The sequence below is a fragment of the Paraburkholderia caffeinilytica genome, from assembly GCF_003368325.1.
In the GTDB taxonomy this organism is placed as follows: Bacteria; Pseudomonadota; Gammaproteobacteria; order Burkholderiales; family Burkholderiaceae; genus Paraburkholderia; species Paraburkholderia caffeinilytica.
Window position 1 is genome coordinate 647,641 of the sequence record NZ_CP031467.1, and the last position, 17,482, is coordinate 665,122.

Below are 17,482 nucleotides of genomic sequence, written 5' to 3' on the forward strand. Positions count from 1 at the left end.
CTTCGAATGATCCACGGCCTTTCCGAATGACTCGAATCGTTACGCGCGCCTCGTCACCCGTCGACGCCGAAGTCCTCACCCGCCACGGCCTGCATCCGGTGCTCGCACGCCTGTACGCCGCGCGCGGCGTGTGCATGCCCGACGAAATCGAAACCGGTCTGGCGCGGCTCGTGCCGCCCGCCGGGCTCAAATGCTGCGAAGACGCCGCCGTGCTGCTCGCCGATGCCATCGAGCGCAAGCGCCGCATGCTGGTGGTCGCCGACTACGACTGCGACGGCGCCACCGCCTGCGCGGTCGCGGTGCGCGGCCTGCGCATGTTCGGCGGCCAGATCGACTACCTGGTGCCGAACCGCTTCGAGTACGGCTATGGCCTCACGCCCGAGATCGTCGCGCTGGCCGCCCGCAGCGCGTCGGGCAAGCCGGAACTGCTGATTACGGTCGATAACGGCATCGCCAGCGTCGAGGGCGTGGAAGCGGCCAATGCGCTCGGCATCGACGTGCTGGTCACCGATCATCACCTCCCCGGCGACGAACTCCCGGCGGCACGCGCGATCGTCAATCCGAACCAGCCGGGCTGTACGTTCCCGAGCAAGTGCATGGCGGGTGTCGGCGTGATGTTTTATGTGCTGCTGGCATTGCGCGCGGAATTGCGCCGCCGCGGCGCCTTCAGCGACGACGTCCCCGAGCCGCGCCTGGACGGCTTGCTCGATCTGGTCGCGCTCGGCACGGTGGCCGACGTGGTCAAACTCGACGGCAACAACCGCGTGCTGGTCGCGCAAGGTCTGCAGCGGATTCGCAAAGGCAAGATGCAGCCGGGCATCGCCGCCCTCTTTCGGGCGGCCGCACGCGACGCCCGCAGCGCGTCGGGCTTCGACCTCGGCTTCGCGCTCGGGCCGCGCCTGAACGCGGCCGGCCGCCTGTCGGACATGTCGCTCGGCATCGAGTGCCTGACCACCGACGACATCGGCCGCGCCTGGGACCTCGCGCAGCAGCTCGACACGATGAACCGCGAGCGCCGCGAAATCGAAGCCGGCATGCAGCAGCAGGCGCTCGAAGACCTCTCCGCGATCAATCCTGAGGGCGCGACCACCATCACGCTGTTCAATCCGAGCTGGCACCAGGGCGTAATCGGCATCGTCGCCGGCCGGTTGAAGGAAAAATTCCACCGGCCGTCGTTCACGTTCGCGCTCGCCGACGACAGCGGCCAGCTCGTCAAAGGCTCGGGCCGTTCGATCTCGGGCTTCCATCTGCGGGACGCGCTCGATCTGATCTCGAAGCGCGAGCCGGGGCTGATCGTCAAATTCGGCGGCCACGCGATGGCCGCGGGCCTCACGATCGCCGCCGCCGACGTGCCTCGCTTCACCGCCGCGTTCGAAGCGGTCGGCCGCGAATGGCTCTCCGAAGAAGCGCTCTCGCGCACGGTCGAAACCGACGGTGAACTCGAGGACGCCTATTTCACGCCGCAATTCGTCGAAATGCTCGACGCCGCCGTCTGGGGCCAGGGCTTTCCGGCACCGGTGTTTTCCGGGGAATTCGACATCGCCTCGCAGGCGCTGGTGAAGGACAAGCATCTGAAACTGCAACTGGTGCGCGGCCGCCAGCGCTTCAACGCGATCTGGTTCAATCACACCGACACGCTGCCCGCGCGCACCACCGTTGCATATCGGTTGGCCAGCGACACCTGGAACGGCGTGTCGCGAGTGCAATTGATCGTCGAGCACGCGGCGAGCTGAAAATCACCGCAAAATCAATCCCAAACCCGCACCGGATCGCTCAAGAGCCTCCGGCGCGGCGTGCCGATCGGCTATAATTTCCCCTTTTTACGAAGCTATAAAAGATCGACATGGAAGCGGAACGTCTCAACGCGATCGAAGCCTCTCTGGCGGACCTGCGCACGCGCGCGGACTCGCTACGGGGGTATCTTTGACTACGACGACAAGGCATTACGTCTGATCGAAGTCAACCGGGAACTCGAAGACCCGGACGTCTGGAACGACTCGAAGCACGCCCAGGCCCTCGGCCGGGAAAAGAAGCTGCTCGACGACACCGTCGGCAAACTCACGTCGCTCGATAACGACCTGCGCGACGCGCAGGACCTGTTCGACATGGCCCGCGAAGAAGATGACGAAGAAACCCTTCTCGCCTGCGAATCGGACGCGCAAGGCATCGAACAACGCGTCGCCGACATGGAATTTCGCCGGATGTTCGCGAATCCGGCCGACCCGAACAACGCCTTTCTCGACATCCAGGCCGGCGCCGGCGGCACCGAAGCGTGCGACTGGGCGTCCATGCTGCTGCGCCAGTACCTGCGCTACTGCGAGCGCAAGGGCTTCAAGACCGAAGTGCTGGAACAGACCGACGGCGACGTCGCGGGCATCAAGAACGCCACGATCAAGATCGAAGGCGAATATGCGTACGGCTTCTTGCGCACCGAAACCGGCGTGCACCGCCTCGTGCGCAAGTCGCCGTTCGATTCGTCGGGCGGCCGTCACACGTCGTTCTCGTCGGTGTTCGTGTATCCGGAAATCGACGATTCGATCGAAGTCGACATCAATCCGGCCGATCTGCGCATCGACACGTACCGCGCGTCCGGCGCGGGCGGTCAGCACATCAACAAGACCGATTCGGCCGTGCGTATCACGCACATGCCGTCGGGCATCGTCGTGCAGTGCCAGAACGACCGTTCGCAGCACCGCAACCGCGCCGAAGCCATGGCCATGCTGAAATCGCGCCTGTATGAAGCGGAAATCCGCAAGCGTCAGGAAGAGCAGGACAAGCTCGAAGCCGGCAAGACCGATGTGGGCTGGGGTCACCAGATCCGCTCGTACGTGCTGGATAACAGCCGTATCAAGGATCTGCGCACCAACGTCGAAATCAGCAATACCAAGAGCGTGCTCGACGGCGACCTCGATCCGTTCATCAGCGCCAGCCTGAAACAAGGCGTCTAAGCGCAACCGGCGCGACATGCCTAGCATCGCCGCGCCGGATCTTGCCGTGCCTCGCCGTATTTCGCCATATTTTTTCACCGCCTGAGGTTTTTTACTGACTGGCCACCCGCATGCGGACCCTTCGGGTGCGGGCCACCGAATACCAAACCATCATGACCGAACCGACCCAGCCGAATGCGGCCCAGCAGAATGTCGCGCCCGAGGTGGACGACAACAAGATCATGGCCGAACGCCGCGAAAAGCTGCGCGAACTGCGTGAGCAAGGCGTCGCCTATCCGAACGATTTCCGCCCCACGCATCACGCCGACGCTCTGCAAACGCAGTACGCCGAGACCGACAAGGACGCACTCGAAGCCAACCCGCTCGAAGTCGCGATCGCCGGCCGCATGATGCTCAAGCGCGTGATGGGCAAGGCAAGCTTTGCGACCGTGCGCGACGGTTCAGGTCAGATCCAGTTCTTCATCACGCCCGCCGACGTCGGTCAGGAAACGTACGACGCGTTCAAGAAGTGGGACATGGGCGACATCGTCGCGGCGCGCGGCGTGCTGTTCCGCACCAACAAGGGCGAACTCTCGGTGCGTTGCACCGAACTGCGTTTGCTGTCGAAGTCGCTGCGTCCGCTGCCGGACAAGTTCCATGGTCTCGCCGACCAGGAAATGAAGTACCGCCAACGCTACGTCGACCTGATCGTCACGCCGGAAACGCGCAAGACCTTCGTCGCGCGTACCAGGGCGATTTCGTCGATCCGCAAGTTCATGGCGGATGCCGACTTCATGGAAGTCGAAACGCCAATGCTGCACCCGATTCCGGGCGGCGCGGCGGCCAAGCCGTTCACCACGCACCACAACGCGCTCGACATGCAGATGTTCCTGCGCATCGCGCCGGAACTGTATTTGAAGCGCCTCGTGGTCGGCGGCTTCGAACGTGTATTCGAGATCAACCGTAATTTCCGCAATGAGGGCGTGTCGGTGCGCCACAATCCGGAATTCACGATGATCGAGTTCTACGCGGCATACACCGATTACAAGTGGATCATGGACTTCACCGAGCAGTTGATCCGCCAGGCGGCGATCGACGCATTGGGTACCGCCACGATCACCTATCAGGGTCGTGAACTCGATCTGGCCACGCCCTTCCATCGCCTGACGATCAACCAGGCGATCCAGAAGTACGCGCCGCAATACTCGGACGCGCAACTTGGCGACGACGCATTCCTGCGCACGGAATTGAAGAAGTTCGGCGTCGACGCCTCGCAGCCGCAGTTCCTGAACGCCGGCGTGGGCGCCTTGCAACTGGCGCTGTTCGAGGAAACCGCAGAGTCGCAATTGTGGGAGCCGACTTTCATCATCGACTACCCGATCGAAGTGTCGCCGCTTGCGCGCGCGTCGGACAAGTTCAACGGTATCACCGAGCGTTTCGAGCTGTTCATCACGGGCCGTGAAATCGCCAACGGTTTCTCGGAGCTGAACGATCCGGAAGACCAGGCTGCCCGCTTCAAGAAGCAGGTCGATCAGAAAGACGCCGGCGACGAAGAAGCGATGTTCTACGACGCGGACTACATCCGCGCGCTGGAATACGGCATGCCGCCGGCCGGCGGTTGCGGCATCGGCATCGACCGCCTGGTGATGATGCTGACCGACAGCCCGAGCATTCGTGACGTGATTCTGTTCCCGCATCTGCGCCGCGAAGACTGATCGTTGCGTGGTTTGCAAGAGAAAAAACGCCCGGTTCGATGCCGGGCGTTTTTTCTTGCGGCGCGTGAAAGACGCCGCCAGATTTAATCTGACGGTTTGTAACCATCGGTAAAAGGTGCGCATCGGCGGACAGGCCATCGTTTTCTCAGCCTGCTGAGGACCCGCAAGAAATCAGGCGCGCCACCGCGCTTCGCGCGGCTTTGACGCGAAGGGGCCGAGATGATTGCCGGAAAATGGTTACAAATTGAAACCTTCCCGGGATCGATTTACCCGACACTCAGTCTCAATAACAGTCGACTCTGCTCCAGACGGAGGCCAATATGGACAATCCAGATACCAAAACCACGCAACAACGTCGTCTTCACCCGCTCGTCGCGACTGCCGCGGGTGCAGTCATCATCGCCAGCCTCGCCGCGACGGCGGCCATCACGGGCCTGTTCCCGAAGGCGTCGAGCAGCGGCGCGCAAACCGATCAGACCCAGGCTGCGCAAGTGACCACCCAGCCGGGCGTGGTCGATTCAGCGGCGCCGGCCAATCCGGCAGCTCAACAGGCAGCCGCGCAGGCCGAAGCTCAACAGGCAGCGCAGCAACAGGCGTCTCAACGCGCCCCGGCGCCGATGCAGCAGCAACAACAGTACGCTCAACAGCAACAGGCCCAGCCGGCACCTCAGTACGCCCAGCAGCAACAGGCCCAACCGGCGCCTCAGTACGCTCAGCAACAACCGTCGCAACCGGCCTACTGCTCGACCTGCGGCACGGTCGAAGGCATCTCGGCGGTCCGTCAGGAAGGCCATGGCACGGGTATCGGTGCGGTCGGCGGCGCAGTGGCCGGCGGCGTAGTCGGCAACCAGTTCGGCAGCGGCAACGGCCGTACCGCGATGACGGTGCTGGGCGCGCTCGGCGGCGGCCTCGCCGGCAACTCGGTTGAAAAGCACCTCCGCAGCACGACGTCCTATTCCGTGCGGGTGCGCATGGAAAACGGCAAGACGCGCTACTTCACGTATCACGAAGCGCCGCCGTTCCAGCAAGGCCAGCGCGTGCGGGTCGAAAACGGCACGCTCGTAGCAAGCTGACCGCTGACTGCCTGAAGGTTCTCCAGGCGTTAAAAAAGGCGATTCCGATGGAATCGCCTTTTTCTTTGCCGCGGCCGGAGCGGCATCAATCGCACCCCGCCGCCAGCGGACAAGCCGGCCTTGTGCTCAGTAGTCCGCGTCTTCGATCCATGCAGCCTGAATCGCTTCAAGGATCTTTTCGTTCGAGCGGTTGGGATCGTCGTCGAAACCTTCCAGCTCGGTCACCCAACGGTGCAAATCAGTGAAGCGCACCTGTTGCGGATCGATGTCCTGGTGCTTGTCAGTCAAGGCCATCGCGATGTCTTGCGTATCGGTCCACTTCATGGCTGCATCCTCCAGTTAGTGATTTTCCTTCGCGTGATTGATCGAGTAGCGCGGGATTTCGACGACCAGATCCTGCTCGGCCGGCACCATCGCCTGGCACGACAGACGCGAGGCCGGTTCGAGCCCCCACGCCTTGTCCAGCAGATCGTCCTCGTCTTCCTCGGACGGCGTCAAGGCGGCGAAACCCTCACGCACGATCACGTGACAAGTCGTGCACGCGCAGGACTTCTCGCATGCGTGCTCGATTTCGATGCCGTGTTCGAGCAGACTGTCGCAGATGCTCTTGCCGGGCACGGCGTCGATCACCGCGCCTTCAGGGCACAGTTCGACGTGAGGCAGCACAACGATTTGAGGCATACATTTTCCGTTTGGGTCTGCGGCACGGCGGCTGCAAACAGGCTCCGTACCATTTTACTGGCGCCGCGCGGACTTTTTAAGTCCGTGCGGCGCGATTCATTGCCGGCCGACGCACGGGGTGCGGGCCATGCCGCCAGTCTCAGATCTCGTCGAGCTTGCGGCCGGCCAGCGCGCGGCGAATGCCCTTGTTCATGCGGCGGGCGGCGAATTCGTCGGTGCCTTCGGCAAGCGTTTTGGTCGCGGCTTCGATGGCGTCGGCATCGTCGCTCTGGGCGATGTCGCGCAACGCGTTGAGCAGCGTGTCGAGTTCCGCGCGTTCGCTGTCGTCGAGCAATTCGGCGTCGGCGGCGAGCGCCGCATCGGTGGCTTCGACGAGACGGCGCGCTTCGACCTGCGCCTCACGCAGCGCGCGCGCGCGCATGTCGATTTCGGCGGTCGAGAAGCTCTCTTCGAGCATCCGGGCGATGTCGTCGTCGGCGAGACCGTAGGACGGCTTGACCACCACCGACGCTTCCACGCCCGAGCCCTGTTCGCGCGCGAACACGGACAACAGGCCGTCCGCGTCGACCTGATACGTGACGCGAATCCGCGCCGCGCCGGCGGCCATCGGCGGAATGCCGCGCAACTCGAAGCGCGCGAGCGAACGGCAATCGCTGACGAGCTCGCGCTCGCCTTGCACGACGTGGATCGCCATGGCCGTCTGGCCGTCCTTGAAGGTCGTGAAATCCTGCGCGCGGGCGACCGGGATCGTCGAATTGCGCGGGATGATCTTCTCGGTCAAACCGCCCATCGTTTCGACGCCGAGCGACAGCGGAATGACGTCGAGCAGCAGCCAGTCGTCGCCGTCCGCGCCGCGATTGCCGGCGAGCAGATCGGCCTGGATCGCCGCGCCAAGCGCGACCACCTGATCCGGGTCCAGATTGATGAGCGGCGGCTGGCCGAAGAACGACTCGACCGCGCGGCGGATCACCGGCATGCGCGTCGCGCCGCCGACCAGCACCACGCCCTTGATGTCCCTGGTCGCAACCTTGGCGTCGCGCAGCGCCTTCTTCGTCGGCCCAAGCGTACGCTGGACCAGCGCCTGAGTGATGGCCTCGAAAGTGGCCTCGTCGATCGTCAGATCGATCTGTGCGCCGTTCGAGAGCGTTGCCTGTACCTTTGCACCCGGCGCGTCGGACAACGTCTCCTTGGTCACGCGTACGCTGTCGAGCAGCAGGCGGACGTCTTCGGGCGCGAGCGTTTGCGGCGCAATGCCTGCCTGCTCCAGCACGTGGCGATACAGGGCATGGTCGAAATCGTCGCCGCCGAGCGCGGAATCGCCGCCCGCCGCGAGCACTTCGAACACCCCCTTGGTGAGCTTCAGAATCGACAGATCGAAGGTGCCGCCGCCGAGGTCGTAGACTGCGTAGAGGCCTTCGGAGCCGTTATCGAGACCGTAGGCGATCGCGGCCGCGGTCGGCTCGTTCAGGAGACGCAGCACGTTCAGGCCGGCCAGACGCGCCGCGTCCTTGGTCGCCTGGCGCTGTGCTTCGTCGAAATACGCCGGTACGGTGATAACCGCGCCGACCAGTTCGTCGCCGAGCGTGTCTTCCGCTCGCTGACGCAGCGTCGCGAGAATTTCCGCCGACACTTCGACCGGGCTCTTCACGCCGTCGACGGTACGGATCTGCACCATGCCGGGCGCGTCGACGAAATCGTACGGCGCGTTCTCGGCGCCTTCCACTTCCGCCTTGCCGCGGCCCATGAAGCGCTTGACCGACACGATGGTGTTGCGCGGATCGGTCGCGGCTTCAGCCTTGGCCGTGCGGCCGATACGGCGGCCGCCCTTTTCCAGGTAACGCACCACCGACGGCAGCAGCGCATAGCCGTCTTCGTCGGGCAGCACGTCGGGCACGCCGCTGCGCACGGCGGCAACGAGGGAATTGGTGGTGCCGAGATCGATACCGACCGCCAGACGCCGCTGATGGGGCGCCGGCGCCATGCCGGGTTCGGAGATTTGCAGTAGGGCCATCTGGATATTCCCGGGGCCGCCTGGCCCCGTCCTGAATTTTGCGTTACTGGATATATTGCTACGGCTGCTCTCGCCGCGTACGCGTACGCACCACCGGCGCACGCCGGACCGCTAGCTCTCGAGCCGTTCGATCTGTGTGCCGATTTCCGATGCCACCCGCTCGATGAACATCAACTGCCGCACCGCCTCGCCCGCCGCCTGATTCGCGCCGCTGTCGAGCAGCGCACCGAGCTTGTCGAAACGCATGCGCTCTTCGTCGCGCAGCTCGGCCAGCAAGGCGTCGAGCGCGTCGACGTTCTTCGCCGCGGCCGCGTCTTCAATCCCTTCGCGCCACTCCATCTGCTGCATCAGAAACGCCGGCTCCATCGCCGTATTGTTCTGCGCGCCGATGTCGATGCCGCGCACATGCAAGAGATAGGTCGCGCGCTTCAACGGATCGCGCAGCGTCTGGTACGCCTCGTTGGCACGCGTCGCCCACTGCATCGCCACGCGCTTTTGCGCGTCGCCCGCCGCCGCGAAGCGGTCCGGATGCACTTGCGCCTGCACCGTGCGGTAGGCGTGATCGAGTGCCGCTGCGTCGAGCGCGAATTGCGCCGGCAGATCGAACAGGTCGAAGTGGCTGTCGTTCAGCGAGGCCATCGGATAAAAGGAGTCCGTTAAGGAAAGCGCACCGGAGTGCAGGCTAAAAACGCAGATCGAAAGCGCCGTGGAGATTCGCCGGCGGATCCGGCGGCAAAGTCAGCCGGAAAGCACCAACCCGGATGCGCGGATGAAACTAAAAAGGCGGCCCGCGCCGCCTTTGATCCGCTGCACGCGGAATGAGCCGATTTATACGCGGAACGATTCGCCGCAACCGCACTCGTCCTTCACGTTCGGGTTGTTGAACTTGAAGCCTTCGTTCAACCCTTCGCGTGCGAAGTCGAGTTCGGTGCCGTCGATATAGGCGAGGCTCTTCGGGTCGACAATGATCTTCACGCCGTTGCAGTCGAACACTTCGTCTTCGGGCGCGAGTTCATCCACGTACTCGAGCTTGTAGGCCAAACCCGAGCAACCGGTCGTGCGCACGCCCACGCGCAGCCCGACACCCTTGCCGCGACGAGTCAGATACTTCTGGACGTGCTGTGCTGCCTTTTCGGTCAACGTAATTGCCATAGCGTTTCTCATTGCGCCGCGCGTGTTCGTCACTCCTGTGCCTACTGACGCGCTGCTACCCTGCCTGCTTCAAATATCGCTCATGCCGGACGGTGTTTGTTGCCTGCGCCGCCCGCTTCGGCTCACCCGGATAAGCACTCAACAGCGCGCCCAGATAAGCACTCAAACGAGCACCCGACCGCGCGCTCGACTGCCGCTTACGCGTGTTGCTGGTCGCCTTCGACGACCGCTTCACCGTGGCGTTGCTTGTAGTCGGCGACCGCCGCCTTGATCGCGTCTTCCGCGAGGATCGAGCAGTGGATCTTCACCGGCGGCAGCGCCAGTTCTTCGGCGATCTGCGTGTTCTTGATCGACATGGCCTGATCGAGCGTCTTGCCCTTCACCCATTCGGTGACGAGCGAGCTCGACGCGATCGCCGAACCGCAGCCATACGTCTTGAACTTCGCGTCTTCGATGATGCCGTCCGCGCCCACGCGGATCTGCAGCTTCATCACGTCGCCGCAAGCCGGCGCGCCGACCATGCCGGTGCCGACCGCATCGTCGTCCTTCGCGAAGGAACCGACGTTGCGCGGGTTTTCGTAGTGGTCCAGAACCTTTGCGCTATAAGACATGATTACACTCCTTGTTTCGTTTCAACCTGCATTCGTTGCGTGATCGACGCAAACCGCGACGCAAAGCGCGCCGCTTAAGCGTTGGCGCGTCAGTGCGCAGCCCACTTGATCGTCGAAATATCGATCCCGTCCTGGTGCATTTCCCACAGCGGCGACAAATCGCGCAGCTTCGAAATTTTGGTCTTCAACAGGTTGATCACGTAATCGACATCCTGCTCCGTCGTGAAACGGCCAACCGTGAAGCGGATCGAGCTATGCGCCAGCTCGTCGTTGCGACCGAGTGCGCGCAGCACGTACGACGGTTCCAGCGAAGCCGACGTACACGCCGAACCCGACGACACCGCCACGTCCTTCACCGCCATGATCAGCGATTCGCCTTCGACGAAATTGAAGCTGATGTTCAGATTGTGCGGCACACGCTTTTCCATGTCGCCGTTCACATACGTTTCTTCCATGTCCTGCAGGCCGCGCAGCAACCGGTCGCGCAGCATGCGGATGCGTTCGTTTTCCGTCGCCATTTCTTCACGCGCGATACGGAACGCTTCGCCCATACCGACGATCTGGTGCGTTGCCAGCGTGCCCGAACGCATGCCGCGCTCGTGACCGCCGCCGTGCATCTGCGCTTCGATACGGATGCGCGGCTTGCGGCGCACGTACAGCGCGCCAATGCCCTTCGGACCATACGTCTTGTGGGCCGAGAACGACATCAGGTCGACCTTCAGCTTTTGCAGATCGATCGCGACCTTGCCGGTGGCTTGCGCCGCGTCGACGTGGAAAATGATGCCTTTTTCACGGGTGATCTCGCCGATCGCCTCGATGTCCTGGATCACGCCGATCTCGTTGTTCACAGACATGACCGACACCAGAATCGTGTCCGGGCGCAGCGCGGCCTTGAACGTATCGAGGTCGATCAGGCCGTCTTCCTTCACATCCAGATACGTGACTTCGAAGCCTTCGCGCTCGAGTTCGCGGCAGGTGTCGAGCACAGCCTTGTGCTCGGTCTTCACCGTGACGATGTGCTTGCCCTTGCTTTTGTAGAAGTGCGCGGCACCCTTGAGCGCGAGGTTGTCCGACTCCGTTGCGCCCGAGGTCCAGATGATTTCGCGCGGATCGGCGTTCACCAACGCGGCGACGTTCTCGCGTGCTTCCTCGACCGCACGTTCCGCGGCCCAGCCATACGAATGGCTGCGCGACGCGGGGTTGCCGAACTGCTCGCGCAGGTACGGAATCATCTTGTCCACCACGCGCGGATCGATCGGCGTCGTCGCGCTGTAGTCCATGTAAATGGGCAGGTGGAGAGTGTCGTTGTTCATCAATTGCTCCGGGGACGTCATTGCTCTGGCTTCTGGGTTTCTGATCAGGCTGCGGTGCGTTCAGATTGCCGCGCCTAGGAACCGGCCATGTTGAAAACTGAATTGGGCCCTTTCGGCACGACGCGGGCGGGTTCGACAGCCGGCGCCTCGTTGCGCCGGTCGCGCAACACCGCCGGCGCACCTTCGCGCGAACGCTGCTGATCGACCAGATCTTTCAGGGAGACCGAATCCAGGTACTCGACCATTTTCTGGTTCAGCGTCGACCACAATTCGTGCGTCATGCAGTGGCCATCGTGCTGTTTGGTGCCCTCGCACGAGCCCTTGCCGCCGCATTGGGTGGCATCGAGCGGTTCGTCGACCGCGATGATGATGTCGGCGACAGTCACGTCTTCAGCGCGGCGGGCCAGATTGTAGCCGCCGCCCGGTCCGCGCACGGACTCGACGATTTCGTGACGACGCAGCTTGCCGAACAGCTGCTCGAGATAAGACAGGGAGATATGTTGGCGCTGGCTGATACCTGCAAGCGTCACCGGGCCCTGCTCCTGGCGCAGTGCCAGGTCAATCATCGCCGTGACGGCGAAACGGCCTTTCGTGGTGAGTCTCATATGGTGTGGGAACCGCAATTCTCGACAAGTTTGGTCAAGTATAAATACATGACTGAATTAGTCAAGTATCCCTATCGTGATTTGGGTCATTTGCTTAATTGCTGGATAAGCGGGCCCAAACTTCACCGATGACGCGCCGGCCTTACGTCGTCAATTGAGGACGCAACGCGGCGATCAGTCCCCGGCAGGCTGCTTCGCATTGATCCAGCACCCGTTCAAACCCTTCAGCGCCGCCAAAATAGGGGTCGGCGACTTCGCGGGCACCGCTCCAGCGGCCATCTGCCTCAGGCACGAACTCCATTAGCAGGCGGATTTTGTCCCGCTGCTCCGCCGGACAAATCTGACGCAGTGCGGCAACGTTTTTGTCGTCCATCGCGATCAGCAGATCGAAGCGCTCGAAGTCGGCGGCAGCGATCTGGCGTCCACGCAAGGCGGCCAACTCATAACCCCGCTGTTCGGCCGCATGCTGCGCGCGGTCGTCAGGCGGCTGACCGATGTGCCAGTCGCCCGTGCCGGCGGAATCGATCAGAACGCGCTCCGCGAGCTTTGCCTCCTCGACCAGACGGCGCATCACGCCTTCCGCGGTCGGCGAACGACAGATGTTCCCCAGGCAGACAAAGCAGACGGACACGGTTTTCATCAGAGGCTTTCGGACGCTAGCCGTCCGCGGATCGGCAGTTGGGAAACAGTGCCGCGATTATACAAAGGTCGACCGGATCGCGCCGGAGCCTACGCATTCAAGACGCTTCGGCCACCGGCATTGCCGTGACGGCGTGCATGGGTTTGGCCGGCAACGTCGCCCTGGTGTCGACCATGCCGTACGAGACGGCGCGCGCCAGCTCCGCGGTCAACTGATCAGCCGCGAGCGGAGCTTGCGAGGAGCGCGAAGCAGCATCGCCGCCAATGTGCAGATAGGCCGCCACGGCAAGCGGCACAACGATGGCAAGGGGCCAGTACACCGATATTGTCTTTTTCATGATGTCGTTTCTTCCGATTAGGGGCTCGCGAGCTCGTGACCCACTATGCCCAGTCCAAATGCTATAGAAATTCACAATCGGGAAAAACCCACTGGCGCGAGATACAGCGTTGCGCTGGGTGGAACAGTCCACTGACTGGTTTGCGGCGGACGACGTCGACCTGAGTCGCGTTATGAAAAAGAAATCCTTACAAACGCATACAAAACTGGCGCGACGGTTAGCGATAATAGCTGTCTTACAGTTATGAAATTTTCGCACTGGTCGTTCCAATGAAACGTATTGCTCCCCTCGGCGGCCTCATGGTCATTGCTGCATTGCTAGGCGGCTGCGCCGTCTATCCGGACGGCACGCCGGTCGGCTACGGCTATGGCGGCGGCTACAGCGGTTATGACGACTACGATGGCTACGCCGCCGGCGTGCCGGTTGTGCCGCAAACCAACGTCTACATGGGCTACAGCAATTACTGGGGCCCGGGTTACTACAACGGGCCGGGCCGCTATTACGGACCCGGGCCCGGGTATCGGGGCTATCCGGATCGGGGACGACCGAATAACGGCAACGATGGCAACAACGGCAACCGGGGAGATAACGGCGGCTGGCACGGTCAGCCGAACGGTGGGCAACACGGAGGACCGCCGCCTCAAGGCGCGGTGAGCGGGCCAAGGGGACCGAGTGGATCTAGCGCGCCACGGCCGGGCGCAGGCAGCGCGCCTCCGCCACAGCAGGCAGGTAATGGCGGTGGGCGTGGCAATGGGGGCAATGCGCAAGCCAGAGGCAGTTACAGCCGCCAGCCTGAGATGACGAACCATTGACCCGGAAGGGAATGGGACAGACGTAGTCGCAGTCTCGCGTCATGGCTCCCGCAGTTGGCGGGCTTGGCGGGTATGCGGGCGGGTATTGCGGACGTGTTTCGGGCGAATTGCCCTTGGCAGGCAGCTTCAGGCCGGCGGCTCCAGTCCAGACGCGTCAGAGACAAAGCGAGAAGCTGGCTAGCCTAAGTAGCCGGCTTCGCGCCACACTCCACCAGCCGCACAAACCATAACGGCCGTGACGCGCATTCAGCCAATATGGCTGCGTTGCGCGGCGTACAACTCTCGGAACGTGCGGCCGACCGGTGCCGGCATGTCGCGCGTATTGGTCCAGCCCGCGCCGCCCAGCGGCAGTCTGGCAATCGAACGATTTCGCCCGCCCATTCTTTCCAGCACGCGAACGGCCAGCTTGGTGAACAGCGCGTAAGCATCCGGGTGCAGCGCGAGGAAACCCCAAACCGCGAGCCCTGCCCGCTCCCGCCATGGCCGCAGGCGCCGCTCGACCTGCTTCTCGCGCAGCTTGCGCAGCAGATCGGACAACGGAATGCCCACCGGACACACGCTGTTGCACTCGCCGCACAACGTCGCCGCCTGAGGCAGATCCAGCGCCTTGTCGATCCCGACATAACTCGGCGTCAGCACCGACCCCATCGGCCCCGGATAAACCCAGCCGTAGGCATGACCGCCCACCTTCTGATACACCGGACAGTGGTTCATGCAGGCGCCACAGCGGATACAGCGCAACATGTCCTGGAAGTCGCCGCCGATCAGCCCCGTGCGCCCGCCGTCGACCAGCACCACGTACATATGCTCGGGACCGTCCTGATCGCCCGCGCCGCGCGGCCCGGTCAGCACGGAAAAATAGTTAGACGTGGCCTGGCCGGTTGCCGAGCGCGGCAGCAGACGCATGGCTGTCGCCAGATCTTCCAGCGTGGGCAGCACTTTCTCGATGCCGGTCACAGCCACATGCACGCGTGGCATCACCGTGCACATGCCCTCGTTGCCTTCGTTCGTGACCAGCACGACCGAGCCCGTCTCCGCCACCACGAAATTGCCGCCTGTCACGCCCATGTCCGCGGTCATGAAGTGCGGCCGCAGCATCTCGCGTGCTTCGCGGGTCATGTCGGTGATCTCCGTCAGACGCGGCCGGTGATGCGTTTTCGCGAAGAGGTCGGCGATCTCGTCCTTATCCTTATGAACGACCGGCGCGATGATGTGGCTGGGCGGCTCGTTGTCGTTGATCTGCAGAATGTATTCGCCCAGATCGGTTTCGATCGATTGCACGCCCATCTGCCCCAGCACTTCGTTCAGACGCATTTCCTCGGTGACCATCGATTTGGTCTTGATCACCTTCTTCACATCGTGCCGGCGCGCAATATCGCCGACGAGGCGCGCGGCCTCCTGCGTCGTCTCCGCGAACAGGACCGTGACGCCGCGCCGGCTCGCTTCACGTTCGAAGGTCTCGAGCCACACGTCGAGATTTTCCAGCGCACGATTGCGGCGCTCCTTGAGCGCGGCGCGAGTAGCGGGGAAATCGATTGCGGTCATGGCCGCGGCGCGAGCCGACACGAACTTGGTCGACAGCTTGGTGAGGTTCTGCTGCAGACGCTGGTCGGCGAGTTTCTGGCCCGCGCGGGCCTTGAAATGCATCGATTGGACTTGCATGGCGGCCTTGAGCGTATTCGAGTGAAATGCGCGGTTGAAATGCGCGAACTAAATTTGGCTGAAATGCGGCGGTTGAACTGCGGCTGGTGAACTGCGCGAATGGGCGTGTGCCGGATCAAGTGCGCCCGTTCGCGCCCTGCGACGATCTTCAAGCGTCGCCGGCCAGCACCTGGGCGATGTGCAGCACGCGCGTGGCGGTATCGCCGGTGCGCCGCAAGCGGCCTTCGATATTGAGCATGCAGCCGAGGTCGCCGAGCACCACCGTGCCGGCGCCGCTCGCGCCGATATTCGCGCATTTTTCGTCGACGATCGCCGTGGAGATGTCGCCGTGCTTGATCGCGAAGGTGCCGCCGAAGCCGCAGCAATGCTCGCAATCCTTCATTTCGGTCACCGCCACGCCCACCTGCGCCAGCAACGCACGCGGTTGCGCCTTGACCCCAAGTTCGCGCAGCCCGGAGCAGGAATCGTGGTACGTCACCTGGCCCGCGAACTCGCCGGGCTGCAATTGCACCTTGGCCACATTGACGAGGAAATCGGTCAACTCGAACACTTTGGCCCGCAACCGGCCAAAGCGGTTCATCAGCTCCGGATCGTCCGCGAACAGGTCGCCGTAATGCGCGCGGATCATGCCGCCGCACGAACCGGACGGCACCACGACATAGTCGAACTGTTCGAACTCGCGCAAGGTTTTCTCGGCCAGATCGCGCGCAATGCGCCGCTCGCCCGAGTTGTACGCGGGCTGTCCGCAACAGGTTTGCGCGGGCGGCACCATGACCTCGAAACCGGCGCCTTCGATCAGCTTGATGACCGAAAAGCCGATCTCGGGACGCATCAGGTCGATCAGGCAGGTGACGAACAATCCGACTCGCATGAGCCCTCCTTCGGGAAAACGTCCCTGATTATCCGCTGTTTGCCGAACAATACCAACGGCCGGAAGGCATAGGACGAATGCCACGTTAAATTGGAATAGGCGTTCCAACCGCTTTCCATCTTTTCACAATACGGGATACAATCAATTTCCGCTGTTTGACGCATCAACCGATTCCTCCCATGAGCGACACGAACCCGGATCCCAAAACTTCGATCCAGGTGATCGAACGCATGATGCGCTTGCTCGATGCACTCGCCGCGCATAGCGACCCGGTCAGCCTGAAAGAACTCGCCATCCGCACGGAGCTGCACCCGTCCACCGCGCACCGCATCCTGAATGACATGGTGATGTGCCGGCTGGTCGACCGCTCGGACCCCGGCACTTACCGCCTCGGCATGCGCCTGCTCGAACTGGGCAATCTGGTGAAGGCGCGGCTGTCGGTACGCGACGCGGCACTCACGCCGATGCGCGAACTGCACCGTCAAACCGGGCAGACCGTGAACCTGTCGGTGCGCCAGGGCGACGAGATCGTCTATATCGAACGCGCCTACTCCGAGCGCTCCGGCATGCAGGTCGTGCGGGCGATTGGCGGGCGCGCGCCGCTGCATCTGACCTCGGTCGGCAAGCTCTTCCTCGCCGCGGACGAATCGACCCGCGTGCGGGCCTACGCCACGCGCACCGGCCTGTCCGGTCACACGCAGAACAGCATCACCGATCTGACCAAACTTGAACGCGAGCTGTCGCACGTGCGCCAGCAGGCCTGTGCACGCGACAACGAAGAGCTGGAACTGGGCGTGCGATGCATCGCAGCGGGGATTTACGACGACACCGGCAAACTGGTCGCCGGCCTGTCGCTGTCGGCCCCGGCGGATCGCTTGCAGGATTCGTGGCTGGGGCAGCTCAGCCAAACGGCGCTGTTGATTTCCGAGTCGCTGGGTTATCGCCCTCAGACGCCGCAGGAGCCTACACATTCCCAGCACGCGTAAGCGGATGGCCGCCCTGCCTCCGAGTCAATAAAAAAGCCTCGCATTCCGCGAGGCTTTTTTCTGGCCGGTTCAAAAACCGGCCGCCA

Annotated in this window: 18 protein-coding genes; 6 read left to right on the forward strand and 12 right to left on the reverse strand. The window is 63.1% G+C overall.

Going from position 1 to position 17,482, the window contains the following annotated elements; all coding sequences use genetic code 11:
* Positions 1 to 26: 26 nt before the first annotated feature.
* The 4 genes from recJ (at position 27) to DSC91_RS18850 (ending at position 5,715) form a co-directional block, all read left to right on the forward strand.
* The gene (gene recJ, locus DSC91_RS18835; protein ID WP_115780354.1) at positions 27 to 1,733 is read left to right on the forward strand and encodes a single-stranded-DNA-specific exonuclease RecJ; all 1,707 of its coding nucleotides are present in this window, start codon (positions 27 to 29) and stop codon (positions 1,731 to 1,733) included.
* 110 nt (positions 1,734 to 1,843) lie between these two features.
* A protein-coding gene (gene prfB / locus DSC91_RS18840) for a peptide chain release factor 2 (RefSeq protein ID WP_106313460.1) occupies positions 1,844 to 2,948 on the forward strand; the annotation gives its coding sequence in 2 pieces (ribosomal slippage) (positions 1,844 to 1,924 and positions 1,926 to 2,948; 1,104 coding nt in all).
* A gap of 152 nt (positions 2,949 to 3,100) precedes the next feature.
* Positions 3,101 to 4,642: a lysine--tRNA ligase gene (gene lysS, locus DSC91_RS18845; RefSeq protein WP_115780355.1), complete on the forward strand. Its 1,542-nt coding sequence runs from the start codon at positions 3,101 to 3,103 to the stop codon at positions 4,640 to 4,642.
* Positions 4,643 to 4,962: 320 nt separating this feature from the next.
* The gene (locus DSC91_RS18850; protein WP_115780356.1) at positions 4,963 to 5,715 is read left to right on the forward strand and encodes a glycine zipper 2TM domain-containing protein; all 753 of its coding nucleotides are present in this window, start codon (positions 4,963 to 4,965) and stop codon (positions 5,713 to 5,715) included.
* A 126-nt stretch (positions 5,716 to 5,841) separates the two neighbouring features.
* On the opposite strand, the gene iscX is transcribed toward DSC91_RS18850, so the two are convergent.
* The 10 genes from iscX to DSC91_RS18900 all read right to left on the reverse strand — a co-directional run bounded on the left by iscX (position 5,842) and on the right by DSC91_RS18900 (position 13,065).
* On the reverse strand, positions 5,842 to 6,039 hold the full coding sequence (gene iscX / locus DSC91_RS18855) for a Fe-S cluster assembly protein IscX (RefSeq protein ID WP_007181290.1): 198 nt from the start codon (positions 6,037 to 6,039) through the stop codon (positions 5,842 to 5,844).
* 15 nt (positions 6,040 to 6,054) lie between these two features.
* The gene (fdx, locus tag DSC91_RS18860; RefSeq protein WP_097389705.1) at positions 6,055 to 6,396 is read right to left on the reverse strand and encodes an ISC system 2Fe-2S type ferredoxin; all 342 of its coding nucleotides are present in this window, start codon (positions 6,394 to 6,396) and stop codon (positions 6,055 to 6,057) included.
* Between the two features lie 139 nt (positions 6,397 to 6,535).
* Entirely contained in the window at positions 6,536 to 8,407 is a 1,872-nt protein-coding gene (gene hscA / locus DSC91_RS18865) for a Fe-S protein assembly chaperone HscA (RefSeq protein ID WP_115780357.1), read from the reverse strand.
* A gap of 111 nt (positions 8,408 to 8,518) precedes the next feature.
* The gene (gene hscB, locus DSC91_RS18870) at positions 8,519 to 9,046 is read right to left on the reverse strand and encodes a Fe-S protein assembly co-chaperone HscB (protein ID WP_115780358.1); all 528 of its coding nucleotides are present in this window, start codon (positions 9,044 to 9,046) and stop codon (positions 8,519 to 8,521) included.
* A 189-nt stretch (positions 9,047 to 9,235) separates the two neighbouring features.
* On the reverse strand, positions 9,236 to 9,559 hold the full coding sequence (gene iscA / locus DSC91_RS18875) for an iron-sulfur cluster assembly protein IscA (RefSeq protein ID WP_028199494.1): 324 nt from the start codon (positions 9,557 to 9,559) through the stop codon (positions 9,236 to 9,238).
* 197 nt (positions 9,560 to 9,756) lie between these two features.
* Complete coding sequence (gene iscU, locus DSC91_RS18880) at positions 9,757 to 10,170, reverse strand: Fe-S cluster assembly scaffold IscU (RefSeq protein WP_115780359.1); 414 nt, start codon at positions 10,168 to 10,170, stop codon at positions 9,757 to 9,759.
* Positions 10,171 to 10,259: 89 nt separating this feature from the next.
* Complete coding sequence (locus DSC91_RS18885; protein WP_115780360.1) at positions 10,260 to 11,483, reverse strand: IscS subfamily cysteine desulfurase; 1,224 nt, start codon at positions 11,481 to 11,483, stop codon at positions 10,260 to 10,262.
* A 74-nt stretch (positions 11,484 to 11,557) separates the two neighbouring features.
* On the reverse strand, positions 11,558 to 12,088 hold the full coding sequence (gene iscR / locus DSC91_RS18890; RefSeq protein WP_028199491.1) for a Fe-S cluster assembly transcriptional regulator IscR: 531 nt from the start codon (positions 12,086 to 12,088) through the stop codon (positions 11,558 to 11,560).
* 142 nt (positions 12,089 to 12,230) lie between these two features.
* Positions 12,231 to 12,728: a low molecular weight protein-tyrosine-phosphatase gene (locus DSC91_RS18895; protein WP_115780361.1), complete on the reverse strand. Its 498-nt coding sequence runs from the start codon at positions 12,726 to 12,728 to the stop codon at positions 12,231 to 12,233.
* Between the two features lie 97 nt (positions 12,729 to 12,825).
* Positions 12,826 to 13,065 carry a hypothetical protein gene (locus DSC91_RS18900; RefSeq protein WP_115780362.1) on the reverse strand — a complete coding sequence of 80 codons (240 nt, stop codon included), beginning with the start codon at positions 13,063 to 13,065 and terminating at the stop codon, positions 12,826 to 12,828.
* Between the two features lie 269 nt (positions 13,066 to 13,334).
* Between DSC91_RS18900 and DSC91_RS18905 the strand changes: the two genes are divergently transcribed.
* On the forward strand, positions 13,335 to 13,877 hold the full coding sequence (locus DSC91_RS18905; protein WP_115780363.1) for a hypothetical protein: 543 nt from the start codon (positions 13,335 to 13,337) through the stop codon (positions 13,875 to 13,877).
* A gap of 246 nt (positions 13,878 to 14,123) precedes the next feature.
* On the opposite strand, the gene DSC91_RS18910 is transcribed toward DSC91_RS18905, so the two are convergent.
* Positions 14,124 to 15,539 carry a lactate utilization protein B gene (locus tag DSC91_RS18910; RefSeq protein ID WP_115780364.1) on the reverse strand — a complete coding sequence of 472 codons (1,416 nt, stop codon included), beginning with the start codon at positions 15,537 to 15,539 and terminating at the stop codon, positions 14,124 to 14,126.
* A gap of 148 nt (positions 15,540 to 15,687) precedes the next feature.
* Positions 15,688 to 16,410, reverse strand: a complete 723-nt coding sequence (locus DSC91_RS18915; RefSeq protein ID WP_115780365.1) for a (Fe-S)-binding protein — start codon at positions 16,408 to 16,410, stop codon at positions 15,688 to 15,690.
* A gap of 179 nt (positions 16,411 to 16,589) precedes the next feature.
* Between DSC91_RS18915 and DSC91_RS18920 the strand changes: the two genes are divergently transcribed.
* On the forward strand, positions 16,590 to 17,396 hold the full coding sequence (locus DSC91_RS18920) for an IclR family transcriptional regulator (protein WP_115780366.1): 807 nt from the start codon (positions 16,590 to 16,592) through the stop codon (positions 17,394 to 17,396).
* The last annotated feature ends 86 nt before the right edge of the window (positions 17,397 to 17,482 follow it).